The organism is Anaerobacillus sp. MEB173, from assembly GCF_052119505.1.
Lineage (GTDB): Bacteria > Bacillota > Bacilli > Bacillales > JBJMAU01 > JBJMAU01.
Genome location: NZ_JBJMAU010000030.1, coordinates 1 through 16,623 on the forward strand (window position 1 = coordinate 1; position 16,623 = coordinate 16,623).

Sequence of the window (16,623 nt, forward strand, 5' to 3'; positions counted from 1 at the left end):
AATTTAATTCTACGCAACAACTTTTTCAAAAGTTATTTCGTTAGAATCTAATGCATTTGCTCGCTCATCAGCGACAAGTAATACTATATCATGCCATTTAATTCTGCGCAAGTGTTTTGTAATCTTTTTTTAAAAAAACACCTCGTTTTGCTCAGAGTTATTAATTTAACATAATTAAAATGATAAGACAATACAATTTTATCCCTCTTACTATCCTAATATTGCAGGCAAATAAAATAAATATCCAATCAATGAAAGAAATCAATCTTGTTTTGCAGTATTCTTTTTTATATTTAAAGCTCTTATCCTCGAGACTATCCTTTGCAAAAAAATGACGGGTATTCATGAAATTTATTATTAATCCCCTTTTTCAGTTATACTGGGACCATACTTTTTATTCAAGAGAAAGAAGACCTTATTTCCGATCGAGTCAAACATATTCAATTGGAAGTAGATGAAAGAGAAACGTAATATAGGTATGTTAATTGTAATGACAATTAACATACCTTTTGGCCTCTAGCTATATCCTCCTTTTAATATCTTCTCTAATCGATTCAACCATTTCATCTGATAAATTTGCCGGAAAAGACGAATTCTCTTCAAAGACCCAAGTATTAAGGACTTCAAGATCTGCTTTTTTAAATGTAATACTATAATCTTTCATATCATAGGAAAAATCAGCAGTCACATATTCCTCACTATCAAAGCCATCGTCAATAATCATATTCTTAATTTCATAATCCGCCAATACTTTGAAACCTCCTTGTGAACTCAAATTCGTATGTAGTATAGATTTCACTTAATATTATTGTTTATTCACAAGATAGAGATTGGCTCATTCATATTCATATAAAACAAAAATCAGTAATCATAAGTCATCACTTACGAATTGTCTGCGTTCTCCCATTTTGTTATTTCATCGCGTACGATTGGGGCAACTTTCTTCCCTAGCAGTTCTATTGCACTCATCACATCGTCATGCGGCATTGTCCCAACCGGTACATGCAACATAAAGCGAGTTACTCCTACGTTCTTACGCAGGTGAATAATTTTCTCAGCAACCGTCTTTGGATCACCGACGTACAATGCGCCTTCAAAGCTGCGAGCAGCATCGAAGCTTCTTCGATCATATGGTCCCCACCCTCGCTCACGACCTAATTTATTCATGACATATTGAGTAGATGGGAAAAATTTATCAGCTGCTACCTCACTATCTTCAGCAATAAATCCGTGCGAATGAGATGCTACCGGTAGCTTTGAGGCATCGTGACCAGCACGAGTAGCAGATCGTTGATATAACCGGACAAGCGGTTCGAAATGCATCGGACTTCCACCAATAATCGCTAAAACAAGCGGCAATCCAAGACGGCCGGCACGGACGACTGATTCTGAATTCCCGCCACTACCTATCCATACGGGTAACGGATTTTGAACAGGCCTAGGATAGACTCCAAGATTTTGTATTGCTGGCCGATGTCCACCTTGCCATGTTACCTTCTCAGATTCTCGTATTTTTAACAACAATTCTAACTTCTCTTCAAACAACTCATTGTAATCATTTAAGTTATAGCCAAATAACGGAAAAGATTCTATAAATGAACCACGTCCAGCCATGATCTCAGCACGGCCATTCGAAATGGCGTCAAGAGTAGCAAAATCCTGAAACACACGGACTGGATCTGCTGAAGAAAGCACTGTAACAGCACTTGTTAATCGTATCCGTTTTGTTTGCGATGCTGCAGCAGCAAGCACAACCGCTGGAGATGAAGCGGCAAAATCCTCACGATGATGCTCACCAACACCAAAGACATCCAATCCTACTTGATCAGCCAGTACAATTTCCTCTACGACCTCCTGTATACGCTGGGCATGACTAATGACCTTACCGGTTACCGGATCTGGTGTTGTCTCAACAAACGTGCTTATTCCAATCTCCATACAAACATTCCTCCCCTTCATTTTTTATTTTTTATTTTATACTTATTATATTTTTCCCATCCATTCTCAAAATCGTTTCCCTTTTCTAGAAAGGTACTTAAATCGTATACTAAGTGAAATTAAGAATACAATTAAAATGCCTATTATTTGGTAAAAACACAAAATGGATACAAGGAATTTTTATTAATTTGGACTATTCCCTTTTTAACTTGGATAAAATTTTATAAAAAGGGAGGAAATAAAATGGTAACAATCAAAGTAAATGATAATGGTTCTTTAAGGGTAACCGGAGATGTAGAATTAATCGATGGTGAAGGAAATAAAATCGAAACGAAAGAAACTTTTTCTTTATGCAGATGCGGTCTTTCTAAGAAAAAACCTTTCTGTGACGGGGCCCATAAAGGCAAATTTGATAGTATTGTTAGAGCAGAATCTACGAAATAAACACGATAAAAAGCGAAAAAATAAGTCCTCATTTTAATTAGTGAGGGCTATTTTTTTATAAAATTTTCGCAACGAACCAAAGCAAAAGGATAAGAGCAAGCATCACTAATCCAAACAGAAAGCCTGCTAGTCTATATAATTTGTAATAGATATGTTCAGAAAATTTTTTTGTAAGCCCCTAAAATAAGAGTAGCCATTAACGGAACGATAAAATCCATAATTCTCCCTCATTCCTAAAACAAAGTATCTTAACAATAGGTTCAAATGCCTCTCCCTCGCCTTTTTGCACGTCTTTTTACTTTCAATTACTACATTTCCATTCATTGGTGCATTTCTGAACAATTTGTGACATTGTTCACATTTAAATTGTGTTTTTAATCAAATGGTATTAAGTTTAATTTATACATTGTGATTTAAATCACAGCTTATCACTCATTTAACAATTCCGTTTTTTATAAAAATGAAAGGGGTACGTCATCCATGAAATTCAAATGGTTTTTTTTAATGCTAATTATCACTATTGGCACAGTGCTTACAGGATGTGAACCATTATTGGTTTTAGATCCTAAAGGGCCACAAGCTGAAAGGCTAGCTGGTGACATTATGTTGTCAATGTGGGTAATGGCATTTATTGTTGTTGCCGTTTGTGCGATTTTAGTGTTTATGTTATTCAAATATCGTGCTTCCAAGCAAAGTGACGATTATGAACCACCTCACATTGAAGGGAATCCAATTGTTGAAGCAGTTTGTGTTGGGATTCCGGTGATTATTATCATTTTCCTTTCCATTGTTTCTGTTAAAAGTAACTATATCGTTGAAGCAACACCCCAAGGATATGAAGATAAGCCGCCTTTAGTAGTCTACGCTTCATCTTCAAACTGGAAATGGCACTTTAGTTATCCAGAAGAAGGAATTGAAACAGTCAACTATTTATATATTCCAACAGATCGAGCACTTGAATTTAAGCTTTATTCCCACGGTCCGATTACAAGTTTCTGGATTCCGCAGCTCGGCGGTCAAAAATATGCGATGGCCGACATGATAACGACATTACACTTAGCCGCTGATGTTCCTGGTGAATATATGGGTCGAAATGCGAACTTTAGTGGAAAAGGCTTTGCTGAAAATATCTTTGATGTAACAGCAATGCCACAATCAGATTTTGATGAATGGGTTGAAGAAGTAAAAAAACGGGCTGAACCTTTAACAGAAGAAAAATTCAAGGAATTACTAGAGCCAGGTCATCTTGGCCGTATGACGTTTACTGGAACTCACTTAGATTTCTCACCGCCTCCGGAGCATAACCACGGAACCACTGATTCAGATCATGATCACGATAAAATGATTGAAGCAGATCATAGCGCACATTAATAAGTTGTTAGTTTTTTAGATTAATTGTTTACCTGACTAGAAAGGAGTCATACAATGATGGATTATTTTAGTCGATTTGCCATTCCCCACCCAAGTCCAGCAATTTACGCATCAATGGTTGCGATTGCTTTAACGACTATTGCTATTATCGCTGGTTTAACATATTTTAAAAAATGGGGCTACTTATGGCGTGAATGGTTAACAACTGTTGACCATAAACGAATCGGGATTATGTATTTGATCGCTGCCCTACTCATGCTTTTCCGTGGTGGTGTCGATGCAATTATGATGCGGGCTCAGCTTGCTGTACCTGATAATACAATCCTTGATGCCCAACACTATAATGAAATTTTCACAACACACGGGATCGTTATGATCTTATTTATGGCAATGCCATTTATTATGTTCTTTATGAACTTTGTTGTACCACTGCAAATTGGAGCGCGTGATGTTGCGTTCCCACGTTTGAATGCCTTAAGCTTCTGGTTATTCTTTATGGGGGCAATGCTCTTTAATATTTCGTTTGTCATTGGGGGTTCACCTGATGCAGGCTGGACGTCCTACTTCCCGTTGGCAGGTAACGAATTTAGCACTCATGTCGGAACGAACTATTATATGATTGCGATTCAAATTGCCGGGATTGGTACATTAATGACAGGTATTAACTTTATTACAACAATCCTTAAAATGAGAGCTCCTGGTATTACATTAATGAAAATGCCAATGTTTACTTGGTCAGCGCTAATCGCTAACGTAATTATCGTTTTCGCTTTCCCTGTGTTAACAGTAGCCCTTGCAATGGGAACAATGGACCGTCTATTTGGTACAAACTTCTTTACAATGGATAATGGCGGAATGGATATGCTTTGGGCCAACTTGTTCTGGGTTTGGGGACATCCTGAAGTTTACATTTTAATCTTACCGGCATTTGGTATTTATAGTGAAATCATTTCAACGTTTGCACGCCGTAACCTTTATGGCTATAAGTCAATGGTTTGGTCGATGGTTATTATCTCACTTTTATCCTTTTTCGTATGGGTCCACCACTTCTTTACAATGGGTCAAGGACCACTAACAAATAGTATTTTCTCTATTACAACGATGGCCATTGCGATTCCTACAGGGGTGAAGATCTTTAACTGGCTACTAACACTATGGAAAGGAAAAATCGAGATGACAACGCCAATGTTATACTCGGTATTGTTCATTCCGTTATTCACACTAGGCGGAGTTACCGGGGTAATGCTTGCGATGTCAGCAGCAGACTATCAATATCATAATACGATGTTCTTAGTTGCTCACTTCCACAACGTAATTATTCCAGGTGTTGTATTCGCAATGCTTGCAGGATTAACTTACTATTGGCCAAAAATGTTCGGCTTTATGCTTAATGAGCGTATCGGTAAATGGACTGCTTGGTTACTTTCAATCGGCTTTGTGTTAGCCTTCATTCCGATGTATATCACAGGTCTTGATGGGCAAGCACGTCGTATGTACACGTACTCTGAAGCAACTGGATTTGGACCATTAAATATGGTTTCATTTGTTGGTGGAATCATTATGGCCATTGGTTTTGCGTTAATTGTTTACAACATTTATTATAGTGTTCGTTACGCTTCAAGAGATATCGGTTCTGACCCTTGGAATGCTCGTACACTTGAGTGGGCAACACACACACCGGTACCAGAGTATAACTTTGCGATTACACCAGAAGCACGTACTAGTGAAGCATTCTGGGATGCTAAGAAAAATGGTCACGAATTATTCAAAGGCGATTATGAAAAAATTCATATGCCAAACAGCAGCGGTTTACCATTTATTATGAGTTGTATCTTCTTCGTCTGGGGATTCACATTTGTATTTAGTATGTGGATACCACTTATTCTTTCAACGATCGGGATTTTTGCTTGTATGGCTTACCGTTCATTCGAAAAAGATCACGGGCACTACATTTCCGTCGAAGAAATCGAAAAAACTGAAACGAAATTGCGAGGTGCTAGCTAATGAAACTCGATCACTCGCTTCCACTAGAATATCAATCTGAAGAAGGTCGTTTAAAAATCTTAGGATTTTGGATCTTCCTCGGTGCCGAAATTATGCTATTTGCAACATTGTTTGCATCGTACTTTACCCTCGTTGACCGCACTGCTGGCGGTCCAACGGGTGCCGAGATTTTTGGAATTGGGCCTGTTATTATTAATACAGTCCTACTATTAACAAGTAGCTTTACGATTGGTCTTGCGATTCATGCCATGCGAATTGGTCATACGAAAGCGATGCTATCGTTCTTTGGCATTACATTATTACTTGGTCTAGGCTTTTTGGCTGTTGAAATTTATGAGTTTGTTCACTTTGTTCACGTCGGTGCCGGAATACAAACAAGTGCCTTTACATCGATCCTGTTTACGACATTAGGAACACACGGAGCACACGTAACACTTGGTTTGTTCTGGGGTATCTTTATTATGATGCAAGTGAAAAAACGCGGCTTAACACCGGAAACTGCTAATAAATCGTTCATTTTCTCACTTTATTGGCACTTCTTGGACGTGATTTGGATCTTCATCTTTAGCTTTATCTATCTGAAAGGAATGATGTAAAATGGCTGAATTATTCCCACGAAAACAAGTCATGGGCTTTGTCTTTTCATTAGTCCTTACTGCCGTTGCACTTGCTGTTTATTTCTTTGATATGTCATTTGCAGTCGGGATGACGATTCTTCTCATAACAGCATTCGTGCAAGCAGGTCTGCAGCTCGTTGTCTTCATGCACGCTGGAGAAACAGAAGATAAAGCAGCCATCTACACGAACGTTTACTACGGAGTTATTATTGCTCTTGTAACGATATTTGGTACGTTACTCGCAATGGTTTGGGATATGTAATTCATCAAGAAAGCACCGCATCTTTGCGGTGTTTTTTGTATTTAACTAGATTTGCGGACATCAAATCCGTTATCTATTGAAAAAACAATCTTTTTTACTCATTTTGGACATTTGTTCCGTAATGCCTACATAAATCTCAAAACTATTACTATTTTTAGACGATAACGGAACAGACGTCCTACTGCACTGTATTTTTCGGCTTCCTGATCTAAATAAGGGAACAAATGTCCTCTTAATCATTTCCTGCCTTATCATTTAACACTACTTAGTTTGACAGGAGTAACAACCTTAATTCCTTTGTATCTCTTCTGAAGCATCTCCTCAGTTGCTACAAAAAAGATACCCATTAAAAAAATAAACACCGCTCCCATCATTGTACCAATTCCTATTGGTGTTAATATGCTGAAACCGTTTGCAAAAAATCCAAAAACAAACATCGCTACTCCTAAACTGAGTACAATTCCGCCAATGATCTTAACTGCTTGTAAGATATTCACTTTAGCTTCCATAAAATTTCAGCCTCCTTTACATATATTATTCACAAAGTTCACACAATTGTCAAACTTTTGTTCACAAATTGTTCAAAACTTTTCTATTATCTGTAAGTTGCTAAAAAAAGAGGGAGTATTATAAGCGCGACCATGTATAGTTGCATCCCGTCAAGGGAAAAAAGCCCGGTGATTAGCCCGAGGAAAGTAACAAGAAATCTACTGATATCATGTAAAAATGACCAATACATCGATGGTCATTTTTACATGTATTTTAATTTGTTTGCGGTATTTATATTAAAAACTAACCATTTACAATTTTTCCGCCATTTACGTGTATGATTTGACCAGAAATATAAGAGGAATCATTGGATGCCAAAAACACATAGGCTGGGGCCACTTCAAATGGTTGTCCAGCTCGTTTCATCGGTGTATTACTGCCAAACGTTGCGACATGACTTTCTGAAAATGAGGCCGGAATTAACGGTGTCCAGACTGGTCCTGGAGCTACCCCGTTTACACGAATACCTTGTCCGACAATCTGCTCAGATAACGACCTTGTAAATGTAACGATTGCTCCTTTTGTCGCCGAGTAATCAACGAGCTGATCATGACCTTCGTATGCTGTAACAGATGTCGTATTGATGATGGAACTCCCTTTTTTCAAATACGGTAAAGCTGCCTTTGTAAAATGAAAATAGGAAAAAATATTTGTTTTGAATGTTTTTTCTAGCTGCTCCATTGATATATTCGCTATTGTCGCTTGAACAGTTTGGAAAGCAGCGTTATTTACAAGAACATCTAACTTCCCAAACGTATTGACAGTATTACTAACGATTTGCTGACAAACTTCTTCTTTTTCAATATTACCTTGAAGTAAACAACACTTCACACCTTTCGCTTCCACCAGCTGCTTAGTTTCTTCGGCATCAGTTTTTTCATTTAAATAAGATATAGCAACATTAGCACCTTCCTTCGCAAAAGCAATCGCAACAGCACGTCCAATCCCACTGTCGCCTCCAGTTATTAAAGCCACTTTACCTGCTAACTTTCCACTCCCTATGTATGCAGGATCATCATATATTGGACGCGGATTCATCTCTGCTTCAATACCAGGCTGCTCATTCTGATGCTGTGGTGGAAATGATGTTGGTAAGCTACTTACATCCATCTTGCATCTCATCTCCTTCTTTAGAATAATCTTTCGTTACTATAACCATCTATTATGTAAACGATGCACCTATTTAGTAGTCATGCAGGAAGATACTTGGCTTTCATACTTTTAAAGAGAACTATCGTCGTTATTAGAAAAAGAGCCCCCCGGCTCTTTTTCTTAAAACGTATGTGCTAAATCCTTTGCTCGTGCAATTGCATTTTCTTTTATTTCTTCCGCCTTATCAGGCATCGCATTATGTCCTTCAACAAATAACCCTTCAAATGATGGGATACCATAAAATTGTCTAATAATATCAAGGTAACGATGTCCCATTTCCATAGCGGCAGCAGGACCATCAGAATAAATTCCACCTCGCGCTTGGATATGAAGCGCTTTTTTATCTGTTAATAATCCTACAGGACCTTGCTCCGTATATTTAAATGTTTTTCCAGCTACGGATACAGCATCAATATAGGCCTTCATCACAGGAGGGAACGAGAAATTCCATAATGGCGTAACAAATACATATTTATCAGCAGCAACAAACTGATCAACCAAATCATTTAGACGGCCAACCTTAGCTTTTTCCTCTTCTGATAGTTGATCAAAACTTCCTCCCGAACGAAGCTTTCCCCAGCCGCTAAATACATCAACATCAATTTCAGGAATATTTTCCTTATAAAGGTCCATATGTATAATTTCATGATCTGGATTCTTTTCTTTATACGTTTCTATAAATGCTTTTCCTACTGCCATACTGTATGACATTGTATCATCATGTGGATGTGCTGTAATATACATAATCTTCGTCATGTCATTTCTTCCCTTTCTATTCTTCATTTTACATTTTCATTTTATTATTAGTTAGAGCTTTGGAATTTATGTAGGAACTAGAAGAAAAAAATGGGTACAGACGAAAAAAGAATGTCTGCAAAAGTAGACACTCTTTCATCAAAAACTTTATTCACTTATTTCGTTATGATACGGATTACCACTAATATTTACTCTCATTTCATCCGTCAAAACAAACTGCTCAATCGCTTCTTCTTTTGCAATTCCGTTATCTTGACGACTTCCATCATAATGAATTGGTTTTTGATCCACCACTCAACACCTCCAAAAATAGTATTTACATCTATTGTACTAATTATTTACGTGGATAAAAAGTACTATTTTTGTAGAATTTTCTGAATTGTATTTAACACCCTATTATTATGAAAAGGACACTCCATTATGAATAAAGTGTCCTTTTTCATCCCTGTTTTATCTATCGTTGATTTTGCTCTAATTGAAATGCTTGCTTTAATGCAGCTGCAGCCAGGTCGATCGATTCTCTTCCTTTTTCCAATGCAGCAGGCATCCAGAAAAAGCCGTGAATCAATCCGTCATAACGTTTCACCTCTACAGAAACACCAGCTTCTGTAAGACGTTTCGCATAGGCCTCACCTTCATCTCGCAGTGGATCAAATTCAGCAGTAAGAACTAATGCTGGTGGTAACCCACTTAGATCCTCTGCTTGTAGTGGTGATGCATACGGATTAGCGCTATCTTCTTCCGTTCGCAAATAATGATCCCAAAACCAAACCATTGTATCCTTTGTCAGCAAATAGCCATCTGCATTTTCAAAATATGAAACCGTATCATAGGAATGGTTAGTCACTGGGTAGACAAGCAATTGATAAGCCAGCGAAAGTTCTCCCTTATCCCGGGCCATTAATGCAACAGCAGCAGCAAGATTTCCACCGGCACTATCACCACCAACAGCAATTCGCGAAGGATCAACATTAATTGCTGATCCGTGATCGGCTGCCCACTTTGCAGCTGCATAAGCATCATCAGCGGCTGCCGGGAATTTATGCTCAGGTGCCAATCTGTAATCAACAGATATCACAACACAATTAGCTTTATTTGTTAAAAGGCGGCACGGAACATCAACAGTATCCAGATCACCAATAACCCAGCCGCCGCCGTGGTAATAAACCAATGCCGGGAATGGTCCCTCGCCTTTTGGTGTATAAACTCGAACTGGAATGTCCCCTTCTGGTCCTGGAATCAAACGATTTTCTACGCTTCCGACATCTTCAGGCTCCCCAGCCAAAAGAGAAAAGTCCGCGGATGCTCTTGCCTCCTCAGGAGATAACGTTTCCATAGGTGGCGCACCAGCCAATTCCATTTGTTCTAAAATAAATTTTGCTTGAGGATCAAGTGCCATAACAGTAATTCCTCCTTTATTCATTTCATAACTAGTTTAATATTTCATAGACTATGAAAACGATTATTTACTAAGAACTCTCAGAGAAAATCCTTCATAACCTTTTTGGGCAACTTCATCACAAATTTGACGATACGGGCCATACCCGCCAACATAAATTTGGAAGCCACGAGCTTTTCCTTCAATATTGGCTCCTGTGTACCAAGAATCCGTCTTTGTATATAATGTTGCATCAGCTAACTCTCGGCAATGCTTGCTCCAGTTCTCTTCTGCCTCATTATTCGCTTCGATCATATCAACACCGTTGTCCTGCATGTGTTGAATACAATCCATCACCCAGTCAACATGCTGCTCAATCGCTGCAGGCATATTCCCCAGCACGGAAGGACTCTCAGGGCCAGTAATCATGAATAAATTCGGGAAGCCAGCCGTTGCTAGGCCGAGATACGTTCTCGTCGCAGCCCCATTTTCCCATTTTTCTTTTAAAGACACACCATCTCTGCCTTGAATATCAATCTTAAACAATGAACCCGTCATTCCGTCAAAACCAGTCGCAAAGACGATTGTATCCAGTTCATACTCCCCATCCGCAGTCCGTATTCCTTTTGACGTAATTTCTTGAATCGGCGCCTTTTTAACATCAACGAGACTCACATTCTCTCGATTATATGTCTCAAAATATTCCGTATCAATGATCGCCCGTTTCGTTCCGTAGAAATGATCAGGTGTTAGTTTCTGAGCCGTTTCTGGATCATCGACAATTTCACTGATTTTTGAACGGACGAAATCGGCAACAATTTTATTCGCCTCTTCATTACCAAGAAGATCATTATAAGCAAATAAGATCGCCCAGCCTCCTTTATCCCATGACGCCTGTAACACTTTCTGTCTTTGTTCAGGTGTATCATCTAGGACAGAACGTTCACCAAAAGTCGCATTTAAACCCGCAACCGATTCTTTCATATGTCTTCGAATTTCAGCATAATTTTCTTTCGTCTGACGAATGAACTCAGGATCATAGCGATGGTTTTTTGCTGGCACACTAAACTGCGGTGTTCGTTGAAAAACTGTTAGGTGGCCGGCCTCTTTGGCGATGACCGGGATTGATTGAATCCCACTTGAACCAGTTCCAATAAGACCTACTCGTTTTCCGCTAAAATCAACTTTTTCATGCGGCCAATGACCAGTATGGTACCACTCACCTTCAAAATGATCCAATCCTTTTATATTCGGTACATTAGCAGTAGAGATACAACCTACTCCAGTTATAAAATATTTTGCGGTCACATTCTCACCCGTATTAGTTTGAATGTGCCACAGGTTTGTCCCTTCATCATAAACAGCCGAGGTAATTCGAGTGTTAAATTGCATGTCCGGACGTAATTGGAACTTATCGGCAACAAAGTTTAGATATTCTAAAATTTCAGGTTGCTCTGGATACCTCGAAGTCCAAGACCATTCCTTATAAAGCTCCTCGGAGAATGTATAGTTGTAGTAAATACTTTCAGAGTCGCAGCGTGCACCCGGATAACGATTCCAATACCACACACCGCCAACGCCACCTGCAGCCTCATAGACACGAGTCGATAATCCAGCTTCCCGCAAGCGGTAAAGCATATACATCCCTGAGAACCCTGCACCAATAACAATTGCATCCAAATGGTTTACCTCATTATTCTTTGATTGGTTTAACGCCATTTTTTCGTCCTCCTTTAAATTGATTGATTTCAAACTTTATAGATTAAGTATTTTTTACCGTTATATCAGCCTCATTTAAAAACTGAGCAATATTTGAAATCGTCCCCTTAATTCGCTCTGGGAAGATAGCCATATTAAGAAAATATCCATGAACAAGACCTTCCTCACAATTGGTCTCCACTTTTACTCCTGCTTCCTGTAACCGTTTCGCATACGCTTGACCTTCATCTTTAAGCACATCAAATTCCGCTGTAATGACGAAGGCTTGCGGAAGGTTAGTTACATCTTCTGCTAACAAAGGAGCAACATAGCTATTCTTTTTATCTGCTTCATTTCGGATGTAATAATCACCAAACCAAATCATCAAATCTCGATCTAATCCATACCCCTTCTCAAATTGCTTGTACGATTCTGTATCATAGCTTAAATTTGTCACTGGATAGATGAGAACCTGCGCTTTAATTTGTGGACCGTTTTGATCTCTTGCCATCATTGAAACGACTGCAGCTAGATTTCCACCTGCACTATCGCCGCCTACAACAATATTGGAAGCGTTTCCATTTATCACCTCAGCATTTTCCTCCACCCACTGTAGCGCTGCATACGAATCTTGGACTGGAACCGGAAACTTATACTCTGGAGCGAGTCTATAATCGACTGAAACAACAATACTACCCGTACGATTGGCAATCATTCGACACGTTGCATCAGCTAATTCAATATCACCGATAACCCAGCCACCACCATGATAGTATACAAAAAGTGGAAAAGGCCCTTGTCCTTCCGGAGTATAGATCCTTACCGTAATTTCGTCATCCTGCTCTTGTCCAACCGAAATAATATGGTCTTCAATTTTCGCAAGCGGTGCTAATTCAACTTCTACAGGAGGAGCTTGAGCGAACATTTCTCTTACTGTTTGTGGTTCCATTGATTGAATCACTGGCATTTGATTAAACCCTTCCAAGTAAACGATCGATTGTGGATCTAATTGAGGCAATAAGATCATCCTTTCATCCAATAATAGAAAATTTGAGACATTCTTTCATTGTAATGTCTATCTAAATGATATAATTTTTTGTATAATTAGAATATTCCTAATTTTCAATATATTACTACCTAAAAAAGGAGATGGTAATATGACTTCTTATTCTACCATTCAGGAAAAAATACAAAAATTGGAAAAGATTTCAAGCCATGAAGAACAATTATACAAACTTCTAGAAGTGTATTTGGAGCTATTTCCAGTCAAAAATGGTTATCTATTTCGTTACTCTCCTTTAGGTTATGTTGGAGAAGGAATTGTAGCTCTATTTTCAACTGGCTTTACTCACATCAGAGATAATAGAGATGACATTCGCTCTCTACCTACCATTTACTCAGCTTTAAGAGAGAGAAAAGCTAAATATTGTACTGGTGTGGAGCACTTTTTAAACGTAAGCAGTAAGTATATCCTACCGTCACATATTAATTGCTTACTTGTTGTACCTATATGTTTTGGTAATTTCTCGACTGGTTACATATGTACAAACGAATTCAAAGAAGGAACAATTGTTGATGATGACTTGCTTTCACAAGTTACACATTTTGGTAAGCTTGTTGGCAAAATCATCGATAAGTACAGCCCGGAGGATTCTGTATTATTAAGTAAGCGGGAGATGGAAGTAATGCGGCGTATCTCTATGGGAGAAAGCACAAAGGAAATGTCAGCAACAATGGGCATTCGTGAAGTGACTGTGATTCAGTATGTAAAAACCGCAGTTAAAAAACTCAACGCACAAAACCGTTCACAAGCTGTTGCCGAGCTATTTCGAAGAGGAATGATTTCTTAACAATGCAGTATAGTAGATTACTCTTATCTATTTAAATAATTTTTGAACAAGAATCAACCCGTTATGAAGCACATCATAACGGGCCTTGTTGTCCTACATATTAATTAGGATACATTTCTTGTAAAAATGTTATCGATTGCATAATTAATTCCTTTAGGACTTCAACATCGATATCAGCGACTTTATTAATGTACACACAACCTTTTCCAGTTGTATGCTTTCCAAAGTCCTGCAAAAGGTCTTCCCGCTTTGTATCACCCGGGGCAAAATATAGACTGATTTTTGCTTTCCGAGGTGAAAAACCGACTAATGCCGCATCACCTTCATGTCCACTCTTATATTTGTAATGATAGGAACCGAAGCCAATAATACTCGTTCCCCACATTTTTGCTTCATATCCAGTCGTTTCAGTAAAAATATCTAATAATTGATATGCATCCTCACGTTTTTTTGGGTTTTCAACTTTTTCTATAAATTCAATGACACTGCTGTCATTCGGCTTTGTTTTTAGTTCGTACATGAAATTTCACCTACCTTTTTATCACCTATATTTTAAATACTTTCAAGCATTTTTTTTTGCTTCACATGAGATTCGACAGACACAATTCCTTCCCCTTTGCTTTGCCAAGTAAAGGGCTTTATCACACGTAACATATAAACTATCGATGTTCGTATTCTCCTCCGGGATCACCGTTACAACTCCAAAGCTTAGTGTATAGTTTAGCGGTAACCCGGTAAATTTTGCGACTTCAATTTCTTTTCGAATTCGCTCAGCAAAATCTGTTGACTCTCCCTCTTCCATTTCCGGAAGCAATATCGCAAATTCATCCCCTCCATATCGTCCAAATAAATCATTTGAACGAAGCTCCTGATGAATCCGTTCGCTTAGGTCGATCAAAACCTTATCACCTATATCATGGCCATTCTTATCATTTATTTTCTTAAAAAAATCAATATCAAATAGTAAAAATGATACTGGCTTTTTTTGTTTCTTACATTCATAAATAATTTGAGTGGCTCGTTCGATAAACGTTCTACGATTCAGAGTATTCGTTAAATCATCATAACTAGCTATACGAACTAGTTCCTCATCCGTTTTTTCCTTTAATAAAAAAATAAAGCCCATATTGCCTAAAAACATAACAAGAAACAGAGTTAAAAATGAAAAGCTTTGAATTAGCCCTGGAGTGAATAATCCCATTGTTTGATTTGTTATTAAAGCTGCAACACCCCTGCTAGTTAATGATAGAATGACAAGCAAATAGAGATACCCCATCATTTTCGATAATAACGATGACTTTCTCTCAGTAATAAATCGATATGCTGGAATAATAATGACTACCGCAGACATAATGGAAGCAAATGCTACTCTAAAACTTTCAACATTATGCATTAAAATGATCATATGAAAACCTGCAATATTAAATATCGTAATAAATAAATAAAACTTTTTTATCTTATTAGTAAAAGCTTGTCTCAGTTTTAACAGGGCCATCGTTTCAAACGATAAACCGAGAAAAAGTGCAGTATTCGCTAAAGATATAGTAAAAACATCTGGTATACCTCCTCGAAGCGTTAAAAAAATCCAAGCAATAGCCTGTAAGCACTTTGCAACAAAGAAATAATTAAGTATTTGATCTTTCTTATGCTCTCGCCAATATGCGCTAATTAATATCAATGAAAAGACATGTCCAACAAAAAGAATAATAAAAATAGTTTTCATATCAAGCAGCAATTCCACACTATATCACCATACTCATATTTAATTTTAACAATTTCAATTATATACAATTTTCAAATATTTAGATAGAATAATAACCCTCATTACTAATAACAAAGGGAGGTCTCGCAACTTTTTTTTGTTACGGAACCTCCCATAAATACCGTTATTTTTTTTTGATTAATTTTCCTTGATCTACATTTCTTTCAAGCTCAAAAACATCCTTCGTATAAGAATAACTCTTCCCAGCTAAACGGCCAATAGGATTGAATTTTGCAATGTCAATTTTAAAAGGATCAATATAGAGGTGATCGTCAATTCGAAAATGAACAACCCTACCTAATACCATATAATTCTTTCCAACTGGTATCACTTGTTCTAACTTACACTCGAGTTGAATAGGAGATTCTTTCACTGACATACAATGTATCTTCGTTGCTGCTACTCTTGTTAACCCAATTTCATCAAACTCACTTACCTCTGGTCTAAAATCAGCTCCCGAATTATGCATCGCTTGAGCAATTTTTTCATTTACGAGATTAACTATAAACTCTTCATTATTTTCAATGTTTTTTAACGTATCTTTTTTCTCACCATTACGTACTCCTATTGAAAACATAACTATAGGTGGATCGCTTGAAACGACATTAAAAAAACTAAATGGCGCCACATTATCAATTCCATCAGCACTTTTTGTTGAAACAAAGGCAATTGGACGTGGAACTATGATTCCTGACAATAATTTATATAGATCTTTAGGTGTGCAATCTTTAGAACTAATTTCCAATATAATTCACTCCATAACTTTTTTCCTTTATTTTACCATATCAAAAAACACATGATAATTTCTACCATGTGTTTCAGATTAATATTTCAAGAAAAAA

18 protein-coding genes are annotated in these 16,623 nt (G+C 37.7%); 6 read left to right on the forward strand and 12 right to left on the reverse strand.

The genetic code is table 11. From position 1 onward, the window contains the following. Positions 1–520: 520 nt before the first annotated feature. Together ACJ2A9_RS22830 and ACJ2A9_RS22835 are read right to left on the reverse strand one after the other, a co-directional pair. Positions 521–748, reverse strand: a complete 228-nt coding sequence (locus ACJ2A9_RS22830; RefSeq protein WP_441424003.1) for a hypothetical protein — start codon at positions 746–748, stop codon at positions 521–523. 134 nt (positions 749–882) lie between these two features. Further along, complete coding sequence (locus tag ACJ2A9_RS22835) at positions 883–1,938, reverse strand: LLM class flavin-dependent oxidoreductase (protein ID WP_441424004.1); 1,056 nt, start codon at positions 1,936–1,938, stop codon at positions 883–885. 243 nt (positions 1,939–2,181) lie between these two features. Between ACJ2A9_RS22835 and ACJ2A9_RS22840 the strand changes: the two genes are divergently transcribed. The 5 genes from ACJ2A9_RS22840 (at position 2,182) to qoxD (ending at position 6,636) form a co-directional block, all read left to right on the forward strand. Next, on the forward strand, positions 2,182–2,382 hold the full coding sequence (locus tag ACJ2A9_RS22840; protein ID WP_441424005.1) for a CDGSH iron-sulfur domain-containing protein: 201 nt from the start codon (positions 2,182–2,184) through the stop codon (positions 2,380–2,382). Between the two features lie 480 nt (positions 2,383–2,862). Beyond that, positions 2,863–3,753 carry a cytochrome aa3 quinol oxidase subunit II gene (gene qoxA / locus ACJ2A9_RS22845; protein WP_441424006.1) on the forward strand — a complete coding sequence of 297 codons (891 nt, stop codon included), beginning with the start codon at positions 2,863–2,865 and terminating at the stop codon, positions 3,751–3,753. A gap of 57 nt (positions 3,754–3,810) precedes the next feature. Beyond that, positions 3,811–5,757: a cytochrome aa3 quinol oxidase subunit I gene (gene qoxB, locus ACJ2A9_RS22850; RefSeq protein WP_441424020.1), complete on the forward strand. Its 1,947-nt coding sequence runs from the start codon at positions 3,811–3,813 to the stop codon at positions 5,755–5,757. Further along, entirely contained in the window at positions 5,757–6,353 is a 597-nt protein-coding gene (gene qoxC, locus ACJ2A9_RS22855) for a cytochrome aa3 quinol oxidase subunit III (protein ID WP_441424007.1), read from the forward strand. Before qoxB ends, qoxC begins: the two co-directional genes overlap by 1 nt. Position 6,354: 1 nt before the next feature. Continuing rightward, positions 6,355–6,636 carry a cytochrome aa3 quinol oxidase subunit IV gene (qoxD, locus tag ACJ2A9_RS22860; protein WP_441424008.1) on the forward strand — a complete coding sequence of 94 codons (282 nt, stop codon included), beginning with the start codon at positions 6,355–6,357 and terminating at the stop codon, positions 6,634–6,636. Positions 6,637–6,887: 251 nt separating this feature from the next. Here the strand turns inward: qoxD and ACJ2A9_RS22865 are convergent, their stop codons facing one another. From ACJ2A9_RS22865 to ACJ2A9_RS22895, 7 genes are all read right to left on the reverse strand, one after another. Continuing rightward, the gene (locus ACJ2A9_RS22865; RefSeq protein WP_441424009.1) at positions 6,888–7,145 is read right to left on the reverse strand and encodes a hypothetical protein; all 258 of its coding nucleotides are present in this window, start codon (positions 7,143–7,145) and stop codon (positions 6,888–6,890) included. A 283-nt stretch (positions 7,146–7,428) separates the two neighbouring features. Then, positions 7,429–8,295: an SDR family oxidoreductase gene (locus tag ACJ2A9_RS22870; RefSeq protein WP_441424010.1), complete on the reverse strand. Its 867-nt coding sequence runs from the start codon at positions 8,293–8,295 to the stop codon at positions 7,429–7,431. Positions 8,296–8,457: 162 nt separating this feature from the next. Continuing rightward, positions 8,458–9,093, reverse strand: a complete 636-nt coding sequence (locus tag ACJ2A9_RS22875; protein WP_441424011.1) for an FMN-dependent NADH-azoreductase — start codon at positions 9,091–9,093, stop codon at positions 8,458–8,460. Positions 9,094–9,240: 147 nt separating this feature from the next. Beyond that, on the reverse strand, positions 9,241–9,384 hold the full coding sequence (locus ACJ2A9_RS22880; RefSeq protein ID WP_441424012.1) for a hypothetical protein: 144 nt from the start codon (positions 9,382–9,384) through the stop codon (positions 9,241–9,243). Positions 9,385–9,547: 163 nt separating this feature from the next. Next, complete coding sequence (locus ACJ2A9_RS22885; RefSeq protein ID WP_441424013.1) at positions 9,548–10,492, reverse strand: alpha/beta hydrolase; 945 nt, start codon at positions 10,490–10,492, stop codon at positions 9,548–9,550. A gap of 63 nt (positions 10,493–10,555) precedes the next feature. Next, complete coding sequence (locus ACJ2A9_RS22890) at positions 10,556–12,190, reverse strand: flavin-containing monooxygenase (RefSeq protein WP_441424014.1); 1,635 nt, start codon at positions 12,188–12,190, stop codon at positions 10,556–10,558. A 43-nt stretch (positions 12,191–12,233) separates the two neighbouring features. Further along, on the reverse strand, positions 12,234–13,187 hold the full coding sequence (locus ACJ2A9_RS22895) for an alpha/beta hydrolase (RefSeq protein WP_441424015.1): 954 nt from the start codon (positions 13,185–13,187) through the stop codon (positions 12,234–12,236). 139 nt (positions 13,188–13,326) lie between these two features. On the opposite strand from ACJ2A9_RS22895, the gene ACJ2A9_RS22900 reads away from it, so the two are divergent. Further along, complete coding sequence (locus tag ACJ2A9_RS22900; protein WP_441424016.1) at positions 13,327–14,019, forward strand: response regulator transcription factor; 693 nt, start codon at positions 13,327–13,329, stop codon at positions 14,017–14,019. A gap of 100 nt (positions 14,020–14,119) precedes the next feature. Here the strand turns inward: ACJ2A9_RS22900 and ACJ2A9_RS22905 are convergent, their stop codons facing one another. From ACJ2A9_RS22905 to ACJ2A9_RS22915, 3 genes are all read right to left on the reverse strand, one after another. Continuing rightward, positions 14,120–14,539: a DUF1801 domain-containing protein gene (locus ACJ2A9_RS22905; protein ID WP_441424017.1), complete on the reverse strand. Its 420-nt coding sequence runs from the start codon at positions 14,537–14,539 to the stop codon at positions 14,120–14,122. A gap of 42 nt (positions 14,540–14,581) precedes the next feature. Further along, positions 14,582–15,760 carry a diguanylate cyclase gene (locus tag ACJ2A9_RS22910; RefSeq protein ID WP_441424018.1) on the reverse strand — a complete coding sequence of 393 codons (1,179 nt, stop codon included), beginning with the start codon at positions 15,758–15,760 and terminating at the stop codon, positions 14,582–14,584. Between the two features lie 145 nt (positions 15,761–15,905). Continuing rightward, positions 15,906–16,526, reverse strand: a complete 621-nt coding sequence (locus tag ACJ2A9_RS22915) for a flavin reductase family protein (RefSeq protein WP_441424019.1) — start codon at positions 16,524–16,526, stop codon at positions 15,906–15,908. Positions 16,527–16,623: the final 97 nt, after the last annotated feature.